At 39.4% G+C, this 16,973-nt stretch carries 20 protein-coding genes; 18 read left to right on the top strand and 2 right to left on the bottom strand.

Annotation, left to right across the window (positions count from 1 at the left end; genetic code table 11):
- Window positions 1-24 precede the first annotated feature (24 nt).
- The 11 genes from MHH26_RS16890 (at window position 25) to MHH26_RS19275 (ending at window position 7,289) form a co-directional block, all read left to right on the top strand.
- The gene (locus MHH26_RS16890) at window positions 25-195 is read left to right on the top strand and encodes a CxxH/CxxC protein (RefSeq protein ID WP_080869563.1); all 171 of its coding nucleotides are present in this window, start codon (window positions 25-27) and stop codon (window positions 193-195) included.
- 80 nt (window positions 196-275) lie between these two features.
- Complete coding sequence (gene rlmH / locus MHH26_RS16885) at window positions 276-755, top strand: 23S rRNA (pseudouridine(1915)-N(3))-methyltransferase RlmH (RefSeq protein WP_034660583.1); 480 nt, start codon at window positions 276-278, stop codon at window positions 753-755.
- 246 nt (window positions 756-1,001) lie between these two features.
- Window positions 1,002-1,304: an ArsR/SmtB family transcription factor gene (locus tag MHH26_RS16880; protein WP_045034889.1), complete on the top strand. Its 303-nt coding sequence runs from the start codon at window positions 1,002-1,004 to the stop codon at window positions 1,302-1,304.
- A 137-nt stretch (window positions 1,305-1,441) separates the two neighbouring features.
- Window positions 1,442-2,620 carry an MFS transporter gene (locus MHH26_RS16875; protein ID WP_034660579.1) on the top strand — a complete coding sequence of 393 codons (1,179 nt, stop codon included), beginning with the start codon at window positions 1,442-1,444 and terminating at the stop codon, window positions 2,618-2,620.
- A gap of 92 nt (window positions 2,621-2,712) precedes the next feature.
- Window positions 2,713-3,561, top strand: coding sequence for an MBL fold metallo-hydrolase (locus MHH26_RS16870; RefSeq protein WP_307500586.1), 849 nt, complete (start codon window positions 2,713-2,715; stop codon window positions 3,559-3,561).
- A 465-nt stretch (window positions 3,562-4,026) separates the two neighbouring features.
- Complete coding sequence (locus MHH26_RS16865; protein ID WP_223260724.1) at window positions 4,027-4,464, top strand: helix-turn-helix transcriptional regulator; 438 nt, start codon at window positions 4,027-4,029, stop codon at window positions 4,462-4,464.
- Window positions 4,461-5,195: an ABC transporter ATP-binding protein gene (locus tag MHH26_RS16860; protein WP_187704260.1), complete on the top strand. Its 735-nt coding sequence runs from the start codon at window positions 4,461-4,463 to the stop codon at window positions 5,193-5,195. The genes MHH26_RS16865 and MHH26_RS16860 overlap by 4 nt, the downstream gene beginning before the upstream one ends.
- Window positions 5,192-5,929, top strand: coding sequence for an ABC transporter permease (locus MHH26_RS16855; protein ID WP_340974173.1), 738 nt, complete (start codon window positions 5,192-5,194; stop codon window positions 5,927-5,929). Before MHH26_RS16860 ends, MHH26_RS16855 begins: the two co-directional genes overlap by 4 nt.
- Window positions 5,930-6,031: 102 nt before the next feature.
- Complete coding sequence (locus MHH26_RS16850; RefSeq protein WP_340974171.1) at window positions 6,032-6,538, top strand: LURP-one-related/scramblase family protein; 507 nt, start codon at window positions 6,032-6,034, stop codon at window positions 6,536-6,538.
- A gap of 49 nt (window positions 6,539-6,587) precedes the next feature.
- A complete protein-coding gene (locus MHH26_RS16845; protein ID WP_340974169.1) occupies window positions 6,588-7,094 on the top strand; it encodes a hypothetical protein in 507 nt (168 codons plus the stop codon).
- Between the two features lie 114 nt (window positions 7,095-7,208).
- A complete protein-coding gene (locus MHH26_RS19275; RefSeq protein ID WP_409482246.1) occupies window positions 7,209-7,289 on the top strand; it encodes a hypothetical protein in 81 nt (26 codons plus the stop codon).
- 106 nt (window positions 7,290-7,395) lie between these two features.
- Here the strand turns inward: MHH26_RS19275 and MHH26_RS16840 are convergent, their stop codons facing one another.
- Window positions 7,396-8,106, bottom strand: a complete 711-nt coding sequence (locus MHH26_RS16840; RefSeq protein ID WP_340974167.1) for a GntR family transcriptional regulator — start codon at window positions 8,104-8,106, stop codon at window positions 7,396-7,398.
- 154 nt (window positions 8,107-8,260) lie between these two features.
- On the opposite strand from MHH26_RS16840, the gene MHH26_RS16835 reads away from it, so the two are divergent.
- The 3 genes from MHH26_RS16835 (at window position 8,261) to MHH26_RS16825 (ending at window position 12,742) form a co-directional block, all read left to right on the top strand.
- Complete coding sequence (locus MHH26_RS16835; protein WP_340974166.1) at window positions 8,261-10,159, top strand: beta-glucoside-specific PTS transporter subunit IIABC; 1,899 nt, start codon at window positions 8,261-8,263, stop codon at window positions 10,157-10,159.
- A gap of 9 nt (window positions 10,160-10,168) precedes the next feature.
- On the top strand, window positions 10,169-11,608 hold the full coding sequence (bglA, locus tag MHH26_RS16830; RefSeq protein WP_340974426.1) for a 6-phospho-beta-glucosidase BglA: 1,440 nt from the start codon (window positions 10,169-10,171) through the stop codon (window positions 11,606-11,608).
- 153 nt (window positions 11,609-11,761) lie between these two features.
- Window positions 11,762-12,742, top strand: a complete 981-nt coding sequence (locus tag MHH26_RS16825; RefSeq protein WP_334750631.1) for a restriction endonuclease — start codon at window positions 11,762-11,764, stop codon at window positions 12,740-12,742.
- Window positions 12,743-12,745: 3 nt separating this feature from the next.
- On the opposite strand, the gene MHH26_RS16820 is transcribed toward MHH26_RS16825, so the two are convergent.
- Window positions 12,746-12,907 carry a hypothetical protein gene (locus tag MHH26_RS16820; RefSeq protein ID WP_334750630.1) on the bottom strand — a complete coding sequence of 54 codons (162 nt, stop codon included), beginning with the start codon at window positions 12,905-12,907 and terminating at the stop codon, window positions 12,746-12,748.
- Between the two features lie 162 nt (window positions 12,908-13,069).
- Here MHH26_RS16820 and MHH26_RS16815 point away from each other — a divergent pair, with 162 nt between their 5' ends.
- The 4 genes from MHH26_RS16815 to MHH26_RS16800 all read left to right on the top strand — a co-directional run bounded on the left by MHH26_RS16815 (window position 13,070) and on the right by MHH26_RS16800 (window position 16,777).
- Window positions 13,070-14,305, top strand: coding sequence for a TerD family protein (locus tag MHH26_RS16815; RefSeq protein WP_334750629.1), 1,236 nt, complete (start codon window positions 13,070-13,072; stop codon window positions 14,303-14,305).
- Window positions 14,306-14,468: 163 nt separating this feature from the next.
- Window positions 14,469-16,190 carry a T7SS effector LXG polymorphic toxin gene (locus MHH26_RS16810; protein WP_340974425.1) on the top strand — a complete coding sequence of 574 codons (1,722 nt, stop codon included), beginning with the start codon at window positions 14,469-14,471 and terminating at the stop codon, window positions 16,188-16,190.
- A 19-nt stretch (window positions 16,191-16,209) separates the two neighbouring features.
- The gene (locus MHH26_RS16805) at window positions 16,210-16,536 is read left to right on the top strand and encodes a hypothetical protein (protein ID WP_106030721.1); all 327 of its coding nucleotides are present in this window, start codon (window positions 16,210-16,212) and stop codon (window positions 16,534-16,536) included.
- Between the two features lie 76 nt (window positions 16,537-16,612).
- Window positions 16,613-16,777 (top strand): hypothetical protein, encoded by a 165-nt coding sequence (locus MHH26_RS16800; RefSeq protein ID WP_309415977.1) that lies wholly within the window; start codon window positions 16,613-16,615, stop codon window positions 16,775-16,777.
- The last annotated feature ends 196 nt before the right edge of the window (window positions 16,778-16,973 follow it).

The raw sequence follows: 16,973 nt of genomic DNA, 5'->3' as shown, positions 1-16,973 counted from the left end.
ACATATTGGAGGAATAAGAAACTTATGAACAAAACATTATATGCTTGTGCAGAACACATAGAAACCGTATTAGACATGTACATAGATGATCACGAACTGCCACCAGAATTCAGAAAAATCGAACATACACACAGTTTATCCACAACCTGTGAATTGTGCGATGAACCAGCAATATATATAGTGGGGAACGAATGATCGGACACAAAATACACAAATTTTATCCACAATTGTTGATAACTTATATGAATAACTTGTTCTTAAGGTGGGGATGACCTGTGAATATATCAATTATCACAGTAGGAAAATTAAAAGAGAAATATTTAAAACAAGGCATAGCCGAATACACAAAGCGATTACAAGCCTATGCGAAAATCGACATCATTGAGCTCGCAGACGAAAAAGCACCCGAACACCTCAGCGATCAAGACATGAAAATCATCAAAGACAAAGAAGGCGAACGCATCCTAAGCAAAATCAACCCAGACGCCCACGTCATCGCCCTCGCCATCGAAGGAAAAATGAAAAGTTCCGAAGAATTAGCCGATACAATAGATAAGCTGGCAACATACGGAAAAAGCAAGGTATGTTTCGTCATAGGCGGATCCCTTGGCTTAAGCGACGCTGTCATGCAGCGTGCGAATGAGAAGCTTTCATTTTCGAAAATGACGTTCCCGCATCAGTTGATGAGGTTGGTGCTGGTGGAGCAGATTTATCGGGCGTTTCGGATTGTGCGGGGGGAGCCTTATCATAAGTAAGTGAGGAATGAGATGGGTAAATTTAGCTGAGGGTCGACTAAACAAGCAGCAAAAAAGTACTCTAATCCTTTCCCATCAAACACCTCCATTGCCAGCAGGAAAGAAGCTATAGGGGTTTTCTCACCACCCCGCAAAAAACCGCGATTAAGCCTAAAGCGGCGAGAATGACATAGGAAAATAGAAAGTTTTAAGGGATCTCAAACAATACATGTTGACATATCGTTATTTATCGATATAATGGTGTGTATGGAGCCGATAGAAGTTTTCAAAGCCTTATCCAATGAATCAAGACTGCAAATTTTACAATGGCTAAAGGAACCTGATCGTCATTTTACACCCCATGAAGGGATTGATATGAATACTACAGGGGTATGTGTTAGTCAAATAACAGATAAATTGAAAATGACGCAATCAACAGCATCTCAATACCTTTCAATTTTACTACGAGCTGGATTAATTACGACAGAGCGTATAGGTAAATACACGTATTATAAAAGAGATGAAAATGCCATAAAAAAAATTGCTAAGATTCTAGAAAAAAATATTTAATAAATGAACTGAATTCATACATCAGAATTCAGTTTCATTTATTAAATACAAATCGACTTATCGTAATATATTTTTTTGTTCATACATATTAACAATTCTAGATATGTAAATACATTATATATAAGGAGTGATCTACATTGTCAAACACTGTAAAGGTATACATTTTAGCTATTGTAAGTTTTTTAGTTGGTACATCAGAGTATATCATCTCTGGTATTTTGGATAATATTTCTGAATCATTAGGGATTACGATAGCTGCAGCTGGCCAGTTAATTACGATTTTTTCTCTTGTGTATGCCATCTTCACCCCAGTATTAATGGCTTTAACATCGGGAATGAATAAACGCAAGTTAATGTTATTTTCACTTAGCATTTTTATTCTAGGTAATATTCTTGCATTCGTCCTTCCTGGGTATAAATTATTTATTGTTTCAAGAATTATTATGGCTCTTGGGGCGGGGATGGTCGTCGTTACTGCATTAACAATTGCTGAAAAAATCGCACCAAAAGGTAAGCAAGGTAACGCTATTGCTACAGTAGTAATGGGATTTACAGCATCATTGATCATTGGAGTCCCACTGGGCAGAATGACTAGTGATTTCTTCGGTTGGAAAGCTGTATTTGGAGGAATAGCCTTACTCGGATTATTAGCAATGGTGATAATTTCTCTTACGATTCCAAAAATCCAAGGGGATAAACCTGTACCTTTAATTCAACAACTCGCTCTTTTTAAAAAACCAAAAGTAGTGTTGGGATTAGCCATCACCTTTTTCTGGCTTGGTGGTTATTCAATTGCCTATACCTACCTATCCCCTTACCTTTTAAATATATCAGGTGTAAGCAACAAATTGCTGAGTGGAGTTCTCCTCGTATTCGGGATTGCTAGTCTAGTTGGGTCAAAGTTTGGTGGATTTAGTACCGATCGATGGGGTGTGAATTTTACTCTGATTAGCGGAATGACATTACATGTCATCATGCTCATATTGCTCTCACTAGTTACGCATTCTTATATTGGAGTATTGCTCATTTTAATATTATGGTCATTTGCTGCATGGTCTTCTGGCCCGACTCAACAATATCACCTAGCTACAATGGAGCCAGAGTCATCAGGTATACTATTAGGTCTCAATCAGTCAATGATGCAATTGGCGATGGCTGCAGGTGCAGCTATTGGAGGTATCTTTGTAGAGAGAGTTTCTCTATCTTCCATTACTTGGGTAGGGGCTTTGGGTGTTGCAATCGCGATCATTGTAACAATATTGGCTTCACGTGCTACTTCGAGTAATGGAATTCGAATTAGTAAACCGCACTTATAATATTGAAGGACAAACCGCATCATAAACAGCGGAACGATGGTAAAAAACGTGATTCGATTTAAAATATAATTATAGAAAGGAGGAAGCTACCTATGCACTCAATTAAAAAAATAGGTCAGAATTTTTGGTACATCACACCTATATCGCTTACTGACCGCCCCATTCTAGGTATGGTTGTGGGCAGTAACAAGACATTAATGATTGATGCTGGTAACTCGAAAGAACATGCCAAGTACTTTATCAAAGAAACGTTAAAACATGAGAACTTGACTCCTGATATGGTTGTCCTCACGCATTGGCATTGGGATCATATCTTTGGTCTGCCAGCGCTGCCTGATTCGCTTTCGATTGCTTCTGCAAAGACAAGAAGTGAAATGGAGAAGCTGCTTCCGTTTTCGTGGTCAGATGAGGCGATTGATGAGCGGGTGAGGGAAGGAACGGAGATTGAGTTCTGTGCGAAGGCCATCAAGGAAGAATATCAGGATCATCGAGATATTAAAGTGGTTTTACCGGATGTGACATTTGACCGTCGGATGGAGATCGATCTTGGCGGGGTCACGTGTGTCGTGCAACTTGTTGGAGGCGATCATGCCGCAGATTCAGTCATCGTGTATGTGAAAGAAGAGAAAATCCTTTTTCTTGGTGATTGCATTTATCCGAAAATGTATGCCGAAAAAGTACATTATACGATGAAGGAAACATTGCGACTTTTAAATGAATTAGATGGTTTTGATGCTGATATGTATATTCCTTCACATCAAAGACCGTGGACAAAAGAGGAGTTTCGTCAGGAAACAAACAAGCTTAGGATGATTGCGAAATATACCGATCTTTGTGGTGGAGATAAGCAGAAAATCACGATAGAATATCAAAATTACGTGAACAGAGAACTGAAAGAAGATGAATTAGAAACCATTGCTTACTTTGTAAATGGTTATTAAATAATTGCTGAAACTAAACAAAAAAGTCTCATTTGAGTGATTTCCCTCAAACGAGACTTTTTTATTTTCTATGGCAAACCTACAACATATTCTGCATCACAAACTGTGACAGACATTTTTCATAGTTCCTCCTTTTATTCACTGATAACATTACTATACTTATCTAGTGATGCTTTGCGTGAGGGAATACCTATTTTCCAAGCCATTCTTACTTCCCTTATTAGCTTTAGCAAAAGGTGTTGTAGCAGAAGAAAAAATTAGTATATGTGATTAAACATATGAATCTCAGTTCCTTTATTCGATTACACACCAAAAAAGTCCCCTCCACTTAATTTCGAGGTGGCTTTTTTGGGTTAAACTTAGGCATTTAACCAAATGTAAATTGAAGATAACTTCTGATGTCATGTTCAGTTGGTAGATGATCGGAATAAGTCTTATATAATGATATTGAAGGGTGTGAAAAACATGATCAATATGAATTTGAAAAAAATGCGAAAAATACACAGGTTTACACAAGAAGAAGTGGCTGAGAAAATTGGTGTTTCAAGGCAAGCTGTTGCGAAATGGGAATCGGGAGAAACTGTGCCGGATATCAACAATTGTAAGGCTTTGGCTGAAATATACGGCGTTGCTTTGGATGATCTCGTGAATAATGTGGATGGTACAGAAGAGGCAGGGGTGAAACCAAAAGGAAAACACATATTTGGACTTGTAAAGGTTGGTGAACGCGGGCAAATTGTCATTCCTAAAAAAGCGAGGGAGATATTCAGCATCAGTCCTGGAGACAGCCTGTTGATTTTGGGTGATGAAGCTCAAGGAATCGCCATTGTAAAAAATGAGGCCTTCCTGCAGTTTGCTGACGATATATATAAGGCGCAGGAAGATCAGGAGGATGAGGAATGATTGCTATTCAAACAAAGAATCTAACTAAGAAATTCGAAGAAAAGATTGCAGTCGATTCTCTTAATCTTTCAATTGAACAAGGCGAGCTTTTTACTTTACTTGGAGTGAATGGTGCAGGTAAAACGACAACGATCAAGATGTTGACCTGTCTTAGCATCCCTACTACCGGTGATGCAACGATCCTTGGTAACAGTATTGTTTCTAATCCCTACGCAGTAAAAGAACAGATTAATGTTTCACCACAGGAAACGGCAGTAGCTCCTAATTTATCCGTTAAAGAAAATCTTGAATTAATCGCTCAAATATACGGGTTCCACAATAAAACGGTGGATATAAAAGTGGAGGAAATGCTTCATACGTTTAGTTTGACTGAGGTATCTAAAATGAAGGCTAAAACCTTATCTGGAGGAATGCAAAGAAGACTTAGTATTGCAATGGCACTCATTACAGACCCCAAAATCCTTTTTCTTGATGAACCTACTCTCGGTCTCGATGTCATCGCAAGGCGTGAGCTATGGAGTACTATTGAGAAATTAAAGGGGAGCATGACCATCATTCTCACGACACATTATATGGAGGAAGCAGCAGCCCTTTCGGATCGAATAGGGACGATGGCGAAAGGAAAATTAAAGGCAGTTGGAACAGCAGCTGAATTGATGGAAATTACCAACACCAAATCACTTGAGGATGCCTTTATTTCGTTAGCTACCAATGAGGAGGTCACCAGATGAAGTCACTAGCCTTTGCTGCACGTAATCGTAAAGAGATTTTGAGAGATCCTTTAAACTTAGCATTTGGTATAGGCTTCCCGTTAGTTATCTTATTTTTGCTTCATGCTATTCAAGCGAATGTTCCAACTGATTTATTTGTCATTGATAAACTAATTCCTGGCATAGCCGTCTTCGGGCTTTCTTTTATCTCACTATTCTCTGGAATGTTAATAGCTAAAGATCGAAGTACATCATTTTTGATGCGATTGTTTACTACACCTCTTTCTGCCTCAGACTACATTGTAGGGTATATTGTCCCACTCATACCGATAGCAATTGTTCAAGTTATCATTAGCTTTATCGCAGCACTTTTCTTAGGATTACCTTTTAATTCCAATGTTTTGTTATCCATTCTTGTCCTTTTGCCAACATCTTTACTATTTATCGGCATAGGGCTCTTAGTGGGGAGTATATTTAACGACAAGCAGGTTGGTGGTATTTGTGGAGCGCTACTAACGAATATGAGCGCAGGGTTAAGTGGTACATGGTTTGATTTGAATTTAGTTGGAGGCTGGTTCAAAGATATTGCGTACGCACTTCCATTTGCTCACGCAGTAGACGCTAGCAGAGCCGCACTTTCTGGAGACTATGCATCAATTTTACTGCATCTTTGGTGGGTGATTGGATATACAGGTGTTATTGTAGCTATCGCCATTTTTGCTTTTAAAAAGAAAATGAATGGGGAAAACGCTTAGTTTGATACAGTTTTTGGTGAAGAAATTTACAGCTGGGTTATCTGTGCCTTTTTCTGTATGATAAACTTTAATGAAGTTGTCATTTAGTAGAGGGAGGTACATATGAAACAGCTTTACATGAAGCAGAAAGTATTTAGTCTGAGCGGCAAGTTTACGGTAAAGGATCAGCAGGAGAACGATGTGTATGTGGTCGAGGGCAGCTTTATGAAGATGCCGAAGACGTTCACCATTCTGAATACAGAACGAGAAGAAATCGCCGTGATTACGAAGAAAATGTTTAGCTTTTTACCAAAGTTTTTAGTAGAAGTTGGTGGGCAAGAGGTATTGACGATCAAAAAAGAGTTTACGTTCTTTAAAGCAAAATATTCAATTGATGCTGCTGGTGTAGAAGTACAAGGCAACTGGTGGGATATGAATTTCCAAGTGCTGCAGAACGGCGAAGTGATCGGTCAGGTGAAGAAGGAATGGTTTACTTGGGGTGACAGCTATAAGGTTGATATTTTGAAAGAAGAGATGGAGCCTGTAATGATTGCGTTGGTTGTTGCGATTGATTGTGTGAAGGCTGATGAGGCAGCGTCTAGGTCTTCGTCGTCGGCAACGACGAATTAAGATCATCATTTTTTAGAAATAGATGAATAACAATGGAGGGTTTAAAAAGTTGGACAACCTAACCCGCATATTAAGATTAAGAGACGCAGAAATATGGGAGTATGAATTTCTCGATAAAAAAGAAATCACCATTTATTTCTCCATTACAGATTTAAATAGAAAAGCAACGACTCACGATAATCCCCTAGCTACCCAAGAAGAACTGGATGAAAGAGATAATTACATTTCAATTGATGTCCATAGTAATCTCGATCTCAAAAAAACGTTTGAAGAAGAAACATTCGATGATTTTATCACCACGATCTCTTCTTTAATAGAGCATATGCACTATTTTCACAATGCTCATGTTTTTATTAAAACTCATGTTCATGACAAAATGGACTTAACTGATTTTCAGTTAGAGGAAGATGAAGATGTGCATGGTGATGAAAAAGAACAACTAGACACGCATAAACGGTCATTGATTCAGGAAAAATGTTTTCAGTTGGTAGAAAGCCATTTAAATCGAAAGATCAAAGATATATCGAGCAGTAGGCTTTGCCAAGATTTAATGTGAGATTAACATATGAGATAAGCAAACTGATCACATTCCAATCCAAAGTATTTCTAACAGTCGTCGAATCCGGCAGTTTTAAAAGCCGAGGAGAAACTTGGGCTGACACAGTCTGGCGTGAGTCATAACATTGTGAAGCTCGTATCCGAATTAGGGATTGTATTGCTGCGGCGGAATCAAAACGCCTTCATTAACTGATGAGGTGAGCGGGTGATGCCTCATATTCGGCAAAACATTCATCATGCGACATTTCTTCATACGACAAAAAAGCTTCCTGATTGTCTCAGGAGGCTTTTTCCATCCATCACCCATAATAATTATTCGCTTGAATAAAAAACTGGGATTGCATGTAGTTATACGTGATTTTCGAGAAGTCGAAGGGCTGTCCGTTTGTAAGGTGAAAGACCGTCTCGACGCGGAGAGCGGGATCGTTTTGTTTGAGGCCGAGGTGTTTTGCTTCGGTTTCGTTTAGTTTGCCTACTTGTAAGTACATATCGGAAAAGCCTACTTTGAGTCCAAGACCTTCACTGATGAATTTAAAAACAGAATCGGCGGCAATTTCTGTGTTGAGATAGGGAATGATAGTTTTTCGATAATAGGATTCTTCTAAACATAAGGTTTCTCCATTGATGTAACGAATACGTTTGAGGTAAAAAACATCCTCTTCTTGTTCAATGTTCAAATTAAGCGAAGCTTCCTCGGGCGGTTTGATGGTGTCTAGCATTAAAACCTCTGATGTCAGTTGAAATTCCTCTAAATCTTTTTTAAACCCTTGGTTGGATAAAAGGCTGATGTAGCCCTTGCGCCGGTGTCTTCTAACAAAGATGCCGCTGCCCCTCACTTGATAGATAATTCCTTTTCTTTCGAGTAAGTCTAATGATTTGATAATTGTACTTTTGCTCACAGTAAATTGGCTCATGAGGGTTTCAAGTACAGGGAGTTTGTCCCCTTGCTGCAGCTCATGGGTGACAATATATTTTTCAATATCGCTCGCAATTTGTTGATACTTTAACATAGCCATTCCTCTTTGTTTTCACGATTTATTGTCTTTGATTATAGCACATACCGATTTTTCTTTGATATGCTAATCAAAATTATATATGTATTGATATATTGTACCGGTATAATTATAATATACATATACTAGTAGTGATAATGGGGGGTTTTATATGTCAAAAGTGAGGGATTATCAAAAGCTTGCAGAAGACATCTTAGAGGCAGTTGGCGGAGAAGAAAATGTGGTGAGTGCCGCAAGATGTGCCACGCGGCTGCGATTGGTACTAAAACGTTCAAATCCAAAGGCCAAGGAAGCAGTAAATGCGATGCATGGCGTCATTACCGTGGTGGAAAACGGCGGTCAATTTCAGGTCGTCATCGGCCAGCATGTTGGGGAGGTATACGAGCATTTTTCAAGCCTTGTTCAACTCCAATCGTCGGATGATGACCAGTCTAATGAAAACAAGGGAACGGTACTGAACCGTGTCATTGCGACCATGTCCGCTGTGTTTGCGCCTTTTGTGTATATTTTGGCTGCAGCTGGTATTTTACAAGGTGCACTTATCCTCATTAATTTGTTATTTCCAAGCTTTTCGAAAACGGGAACATATGAAGTCTTTAGTTTCATTTCATGGGCACCGTTTACATTTTTACCAATCTTTATTGCCATCACAGCAGCTAAGCATTTTAAAACGAATATGTATATCGCAGTAGCGTGTACAGCAGCGCTTGTCAGTCCAGCTTGGACAGAAATTGCTGGGCGTGTGGCTTCAGGTGAAGGCGTTACCTTTTTAGGCATTGCGTTATCTGAAACTGTTTATACGTCATCTGTTTTGCCTCCGCTGTTCTTGGTATGGATTCTTTCATATGTAGAGAGATTTTTAAATAAACGGATTCACGAGGTAGTAAAACCGTTATTTGTACCGTTTATCTGTATGGTCGTCATGGTTCCGTTAACCATTCTATTAATTGGTCCTCTTTCAACAGCAGGTGCAAATGGGATTGCAAACGGATACAATATCTTAGCAGAAAATGTACCGGCTTTAGCAGGCGCCATTATCGGTGGATTCTGGCAAGTACTTGTCATATTCGGCGTTCACTGGGGCATTACGCCAATGGTGCTCGCCAACTTTGAACAATATGGACGTGACTCCTTCCAGGCATATCAAACCATCGCTGTTATCGCTCAGGTCGGCGCAGTATTAGGAGTTATTTTAAAAGCAAGAAACCGTGAAACACGGAAAGTCGGAGTCTCAGCTGGAATCACGGGATTCTTCGGGATTACGGAGCCTGCGATTTACGGTGTTACCTTACGTTTTAAAAAGCCGTTTATTTTCGGATGTATTTCTGGAGCAGCCGGTGCCATCGTTGCTAGCTTCTTCACACCTTATTACTTTGCGTATGCAGGTTTGCCTGGTCCGCTGACAATTGTGAACGGAATTAGTGCAGATTATCCAACATCGATCATCGGTATTTTAATTGGTGTCGCAATTGCGCTGATCTTACCAGTTGTACTCATTCAAATGTTTGGTTATGGGGAAGATACAGTAGAACAGACAGCCGGTGCAACACCTGTCAAAGATCAAGATGGAGAAAAAATGAATGCTTCGATGAACAATGAGGAAACAATCACTGCACCACTTGCAGGAAAAGTGCTCACATTATCTGAAGTACCGGATGCCGTATTTAGCTCCGGGGCGATGGGCAAAGGCTTTGCCATTGAACCGACAGACAATAAGCTGTATGCACCGTTTGACGGCAGTGTTGTCATGCTCGCACCAACAAAGCATGCCGTTGGACTTCGTTCAGAATTTGGTGTGGAGTTACTTGTTCACGTAGGAATTGATACGGTTTCCTTAGATGGTTCAGCATTTACACTTAACATCAAAGAAGGTGACAAGGTGAAAAAGGGTGGCTTGTTGATGACATTTGATCAAGAAGCCATTGAAAGCAAAGGATTAAAAACAGTCACACCAGTCATCATCACCAATACACAAGCGTATGAAGATGTGATCGTAGAAGCACAATCGACATGTCAGCCAACGGACGTCATGATTACAATTGTAAAATAGGAGGAATCAATAATGACAATACCAAAAGATTTTCTATGGGGCGGAGCATTAGCTGCACATCAATTCGAAGGTGGATGGAATGAAGCAGGAAAAGGCCCAAGTGTTGTAGATGTGATGACAGCAGGTGCTCACGGAGTACCGAGACAAATTACTGAGACGATAGAAGACAGCAAATTTTATCCGAACCATGAAGCGATCGATTTCTACCATCGTTACAAGGAAGATATCGCGATGTTTGCCGAAATGGGTTTGAAATGCCTGCGTACATCCATCGGCTGGAGCCGAATTTTCCCAAATGGAGATGAAGCGGAACCGAATGAAGCTGGTTTACAATTCTATGATGATGTATTTGATGAACTGCTCAAGCATGGCATCGAGCCTGTGATTACACTGTCTCACTTTGAGATGCCGCTTCATTTGGCAAGAGAATACGGCGGGTTCCGAAGCCGAAAAGTCGCTGAGTATTTCGCGAAATTCGCAGAAGTGTGCTTCAATCGATACAAGGACAAAGTCACATACTGGATGACATTTAATGAAATCAATAACAAAATGGATGTCAACAACCCACTGTTCCTTTGGACAAATTCAGGGGTATCAGTCAAAGAAGGCGAAAATGCCAAAGAAATCATGTATCAAGCAGGACATCATGAATTACTTGCAAGTGCGTGGGCAGTAGCAAAAGGAAAAGAAATCAATCCTGCTTTTCAAATTGGAGCAATGGTTTCTCACGTACCAATCTATCCATATTCCTCAAATCCAGAGGATGTCATGCTTGCTGAAGAATATATGAGACAACGCTATTTCTTCCCAGATGTACAAGTTCGGGGCTACTATCCGAGCTATGCACTTAAAGAATTCGAACGCGAAGGCTACCATATTCCGTTTGAAGAAGGCGATGAAGAAAGCTTAAGAAAAGGGAAAGTAGATTATCTTGGCTTTAGCTACTACATGTCGACAACGGTTAAAAGTGATGCAGTGTCTGATAACAACGGAGATATTGTCAACGGAGCCCTGCCGCATGGTGTAGACAATCCTTATATCAAATCAAGCGACTGGGGCTGGTCCATTGACCCGACAGGCTTAAGATATACATTGAATCGTTTTTACGATCGCTATCAAATCCCGCTATTCATTGTAGAAAATGGATTTGGTGCCATAGATCAAGTGGAAGAAGACGGTTCTATTCACGATCCAGAACGTATTCAATATCTCGCTTCTCATATCGAAGCACTGAAAAAAGCCATTGAATACGACGGTGTTGACCTTATTGGCTACACACCTTGGGGCATCATTGATATCGTGTCATTCACAACAGGTGAAATGAAAAAACGCTACGGCATGATCTACGTTGACCGCGACAACGAAGGCAACGGCTCGATGAAGAGACTCAAAAAAGATTCTTTTACTTGGTACCAAAACGTCATTGCCACGAACGGTGAAGAAGTGTAACAAAGGAAAAGAGAAGCCCGGATGAGCGAAGTATGTGCTTGTTCGGGTTTTTACGTTCTTTGGGGAAAATTGGTTTGTATATCCTTTTGTTCACTAGATATAAGTCTTATAATTTAGTAAGAAAGAAGAAGATTGGAATGGGAGAGATCGTAAATGACGAAATGGTGGATGGTGCGTGCAGGCGACCAGAATGATTTAATTCCGATTTGGGAAGAGAAAGGATTAGCATCAATCGGGTGGCCTAAATTAGGTAATCCAAAACAATATCAAACAAAGCAAGAGATGAATGCTCGAGCTGATGTCATATACGCCGAGAACAAACCTTTTACGAGAAGAAGCTGGGTTAGTCAGGTATGGAGGTTTAGTAGAGAAATTCAAAAGGGAGATCGAATTATTACATACATAAAAGAAAGCCGTGAATATCGAGTTGGTACGGTGACTGCTCCACATTTTTTTGATGAAGCAGCAGGGGATAAAATGTATCCAAATCATATTCAAGTCAATTGGGAACCAATCCCAGTGAAACGAGATTCTCTTAGCCAATCAGCTAAGAACAGCCTCGGTTCTATATCAACTGTTTTTCGTGTAGATAATTGGGGGATAGAAATTGAACACCTACTTAAAAACCCTACTTCTATACCAGTATTCGAAGATGAGGCAGAAGAAGATGAAATCATTGAAGATTTAGTCAGCAAAGCAACTGTCATGATTGCAGATAAGGTGGATAAATTGGATCCGTGGAAGATGCAAGACTTAGTCGGAGGCTTACTGCAAGCTATGTCATACAATGTTCGTGTGAGCCCAAAAGGTCCTGACGGTGGTGTAGATGTATTAGCTTATAAAGATGCATTTGGATTTGAAAAGCCTATTATTAAAGTACAAGTCAAGCATCGAAAAAATTCAGCCAGTGCACCAGAAGTGCAGCAATTATTAGGAGCCAACCCCATGAATGCAAATAGTTTATTTGTTTCTACTGGCGGATTTACCTCTCATGCAAAAGCTGTTGCGAAGCATAATGAAGTTCATCTATTGGACTTAGAAGAACTCGTCAATCTTATTATACATTGGTATGAGGATATGCCCACTGAGACAAGATCTTTATTACCTTTGAAAAAAGTGTATGTGCCTGAGTAATTTTTATTGCTTAAATTTTATTAACGCCTGAATACATAGAAAAAAGAGGGTAATGGCGACAAAATAGTTCATTGGATTCTGAAAGATCTCAATGTTCAAGGATATTTGAAGAAGAATCCAAAGGCCGAATATCACCATAACAGCAGGAATGATTCTTTTATACACATTGATTCTCCTTATAAGAGTAGTCTATCTTTTAGTTGGCATTGTCTCATATCTTTGCAGAGGTTGAAAAGAGATAAAGATATTAATAGGTTCTATTACATGATTTGGTATAATTGATCTATAAAAACGATAAATGGTAGATAAAGTTTAGGAGTTGTTGAAATGAATCAAACTCTGCAAATGGGAGCCAATACCTTACTAAGTTCTCCAAAGGGACATGTATCCATCAGCTATGAAGTGTCATCTGCAATTGATATTTCTTTAACGGCGTTTCTTTTAACAGATTCAGATCAGGTTGAAGGAGATCATGGCATTATTTTTTACAATCAACCAGAGAGTGCTTCGGGTGCAGCGTCACTTTTACCAGCAGAGGTATCAGGTCAATTGAAAAGGCATCAATTGAATTTTGATATGAGCAAAGTGCCTGCTGGAATCACAAAGATGGCTATTACATTAACAGAAGATCAAGGAACGGGCTTTTCCCAAGTGAAGCATTTGCAAGCAGAAATTCGAACAGGCGACGAGGTGTTTTATCTAACACCAGTAAACGTTACAAATGAAAAGGGCATTGTCGTAGTAGAGCTATATATAAGAAATGGTGACACGAAAGCACGCTCAATTTGGCGTGGTTTCGATTCTGGACTGGTAGGTCTATGCAATCTTTATGGTGTGGAGGTTGAACCTGATGAACAAGATATTTCTACACATCAAATGGCTCCTGAAAAACAACCAATTAAAGACCCTGCTCAAACGAAGACAACTGCTAAAGAGAAAGTCGCTGCACCTATCAGTTTAGAGAAAGTTCAGGGTAAAATTAATCTAGACAAAGGTCATAAACCGATCATAATCGAGAAAACGCCTGAGATCACAGCTACAGTATCCTGGGAGTCCGGCACCGATTATGATATTTATGCATTGGTCTACACAAAGTCAGGAAAGCAAGTAGATGTGGCTATGTTTGGTGCGAAAGGAATTCCTGCTCTCAAAAGTTACGGCAGCGGAGCTGTTGAGCATATGGGAGATGTCGGTAGAGACCATGAATCAATGAAAACAGAAGTTATTAAACTACGGTTAAATGACGATATCCTTGCTGTCGTTCCGGTTGTTTATTCTGCCCAATCAAACGGAACAGGTTCCTTTTATAGATATAGAGTATCTATGAGTATAGATAATCACCAAGGAACGTCTGTGACGATTCATGCCAAACATGCCAATGACAATGATCGTATTTATTCTTGTGTGCCAGGTATACTTCAAAATACAAATGATGGTGTGATCATCCGCCCACTTGAGCTTTACAGCAAACCAAACTCTGAGCGCAGACCTAAATTAAAAATGAAGTCTTCTAATGAAATTGAGGTTTTGATGGATAAAGGACCTGTCAATGATTATAAATAAAATGAATGTATGGCTAGACAGAGCAAAGCGCATTGTCTAGCTTATTTTTTAGCCCGTTAAATAGCGAGTCTATCCCATTTTTTGTGTCAATTAGCCTATTTTTCCGTTTTGGTGGACACGGTAAAATAGACTTTATGATCAATAATGGAGGGAGTGACTTCTTCTGGGCAAGATACTTGATGCAAAAGCACTAACAAGTGCCACAGACACAAGGGCAAAACACTACCAGGAACTCCGTGAACAAATGGTAGATTTAAAAAAGGCACTACAAGGTGTGGCGAATCTCGGTGATGATTTCACTGGAAAAGGCGCCGACAACATTAAAAGCTTTTATAAAGAGCTGGCTGGAAATGTAGACATGTTTATCAGCTTCATTGATAAGCAAAAAGCCTTTCATGAAGGTGTTTCTGGGACACTCGATGATACAAACTTTGGCGGCGATACCTTCGTAGAAGAACACTTTTTAGACAACGCTGTACATATGGGCATCAAAAATGCCAAAAGCATTGTAAAAGATCAAAAAAAGGCACTCAAAACGATTTTTCAAGACATTGATGATCTCATTTCTCTAGAGGTATTTGATAGCCAAACCTTTGATGAAAAAATAGAAGATGCGGAAGATGAACGAAAAAAGACGGTCACAGACCTAAGAGAGCTTGATCAAAATTTAAAAGATGAATATGCTTTGTCAGAGACGGAGCAGCAAGCTACAATGGCATTGTATGCAGAAATGATGAATGCCACAAATGACGGAAAAGCGATTTCACCTATGAATTTTGACAAGAAAGCGTATCAAAATAGCGAAATCTACAAGGCAAAAATCGATATTGAGAAGCAAACTTCTGAATATCTCAAAATCAAAAAAGAACAAGAAGAAGCCCGCGAGATCGCAAAGGAACAAGAAGCCCTCGCCAACCGTCCTTGGTATGAAAAAGCACTCGACTATGGCGGAAATATCGTGAATGAACTGACTGGCGTGAACGATGCAAAACGCGCCGCAACAGGCGTTGACCCGATCACAGGCGAAGAGCTCACCGCAGGTCAGCGAGTCGCCGCAGGCGGCATGGCAGCGGCAGGCTACATTCCAATAGTCGGCTGGGCAGGGCGCATTTTCAAAGGCGGAAAGGCTGTCTATAAAACGACTCAAGCCACATCAGCCGCAGTCAAGGCAGTCGACGTCTACAAGACGTCACAAAAGTCCTTTGACGCCTTAAAAACATCACAAAAAGGTTTATATGGCATCACCGCCACTAACGGTTTCAGCGAAGCGATTACGGGGCGAGATATGTTTGGGAATAAGATCTCGAAAGAACAGCAGGAAGCGAGTATGAATGCGGCACTTGGAATGCTTTTGCCGTTTGGTAAAAAGAGTATCAATGGTAGTGTGGGGATTGGTGAACAAAAAGTTGCTGAGAAAGTAATAGCAGAAAGAACCAAGGGATTAGATTTAAGGAAGCACCCTATACAAAGAAAGCAGTTAAGCGCTAAGAAGATGAAAGAGCTGAAAGAAAAATTTGAGAATAGGACGATTACGAAATTAGAATATGAAAATTATAAATGGAATAAAAAGTTTGCTAAACATAGAAACACGGGTGTGAATGAGTTTTGGTATCAGGAACGTCAAAGGATATTGAATAAAGAGGATCCAACCAGGAACTGGGATAAGCAGCAATTAAATGATATTCTAAATGGTAAGAAGCCTAAAGTAGATGGAAAAACTGTGCAAGGGCACCATTCTTACAGTGCATCACAATATCCACATTTAGCGAACAAAGGTGAAATTATATATCCAGCTACACCAAATGAACATTTTAATGGTTGGCATGGAGGTAATTGGAAGAACAGTCTGCCTGGAGAAAGAATTAAACCTATTGACGATTTCTAATCTATGGAGGAGAAACTAAATGCCTAAAATGAAAATGCGAATAGAAAAAGATGATGAACAAATCAAATATATCACGATTCTAAGAAAACATACGGATAAAAGTATTTCTGAAATAAAAGAAGTAATGGATAAAAATGATTTTATTTTATCTTATAATCTATTAGATATTGATGAATTGAAAGAGATGAAAAACATTATAAGTTTACTAGAAAAAGCTGGAGCTAAAATGCATATTTATGAAGATAATCGAGAGGTTAGTGTCGAATTTTTAGATAATCTGATTGAATCTTATTTAGATACAGAAAGATATCTAGAAGAGGTTGATGAGCAAATAAATGAAGATTAAATTTTGAGGCTTTTGAAACAGATGACGAGCTGGACCGAAGTATAAATGATGCAATGCGTAAAATAGGAGGTGTTTGGTGCTAAAAGATCATCAGCCAGTTGTTCAAGATTTTTTCTCTTTTTTGAAGAATGATTTACTTGAGGTATTAGAGTGTTTATCTAATAGAGAACCATGGCAAGATCATATAATAGGGTATGAACTTCCAGAGCATTCAGAGGATATTGAATTTATACTGGGGTAATGATATTTATGAACACGGCGTCTTATCATGAAATCATAATGGACACTCCAGATTTCTATAGTGCTTGGAAGAGATTTGTATGGAGTATGTTGCTGAAATTCCAGAACAGAAGACTCAAGTTTATTTACTTATGGAAAAGGTAAAGACTATTCTGAATTTGTGAAAAACTTTTACTAACTGAGTAAACCTGCTATGA

The sequence above is a fragment of the Bacillus sp. FSL K6-2839 genome (assembly GCF_038003365.1).
Lineage (GTDB): Bacteria > Bacillota > Bacilli > Bacillales > Bacillaceae > Bacillus.
This window is presented reverse-complemented; position numbering and strand designations above follow the sequence as displayed.

Bases quoted from the DNA above. Each gene is read 5' to 3' on its own strand.
- MHH26_RS16890 (WP_080869563.1), top strand. From the start codon at position 25: ATGAACAAAACATTATATGCTTGTGCAGAACACATAGAAACCGTATTA.
- MHH26_RS16880 (WP_045034889.1), top strand. From the start codon at position 1,002: ATGGAGCCGATAGAAGTTTTCAAAGCCTTATCCAATGAATCAAGACTG.
- MHH26_RS16870 (WP_307500586.1), top strand. From the start codon at position 2,713: ATGCACTCAATTAAAAAAATAGGTCAGAATTTTTGGTACATCACACCT.
- MHH26_RS16865 (WP_223260724.1), top strand. From the start codon at position 4,027: ATGATCAATATGAATTTGAAAAAAATGCGAAAAATACACAGGTTTACA.
- MHH26_RS16860 (WP_187704260.1), top strand. From the start codon at position 4,461: ATGATTGCTATTCAAACAAAGAATCTAACTAAGAAATTCGAAGAAAAG.
- MHH26_RS16855 (WP_340974173.1), top strand. From the start codon at position 5,192: ATGAAGTCACTAGCCTTTGCTGCACGTAATCGTAAAGAGATTTTGAGA.
- MHH26_RS16850 (WP_340974171.1), top strand. From the start codon at position 6,032: ATGAAACAGCTTTACATGAAGCAGAAAGTATTTAGTCTGAGCGGCAAG.
- MHH26_RS16840 (WP_340974167.1), bottom strand. From the start codon at position 8,106: ATGTTAAAGTATCAACAAATTGCGAGCGATATTGAAAAATATATTGTC.
- MHH26_RS16835 (WP_340974166.1), top strand. From the start codon at position 8,261: ATGTCAAAAGTGAGGGATTATCAAAAGCTTGCAGAAGACATCTTAGAG.
- MHH26_RS16825 (WP_334750631.1), top strand. From the start codon at position 11,762: ATGACGAAATGGTGGATGGTGCGTGCAGGCGACCAGAATGATTTAATT.
- MHH26_RS16815 (WP_334750629.1), top strand. From the start codon at position 13,070: ATGAATCAAACTCTGCAAATGGGAGCCAATACCTTACTAAGTTCTCCA.
- MHH26_RS16805 (WP_106030721.1), top strand. From the start codon at position 16,210: ATGCCTAAAATGAAAATGCGAATAGAAAAAGATGATGAACAAATCAAA.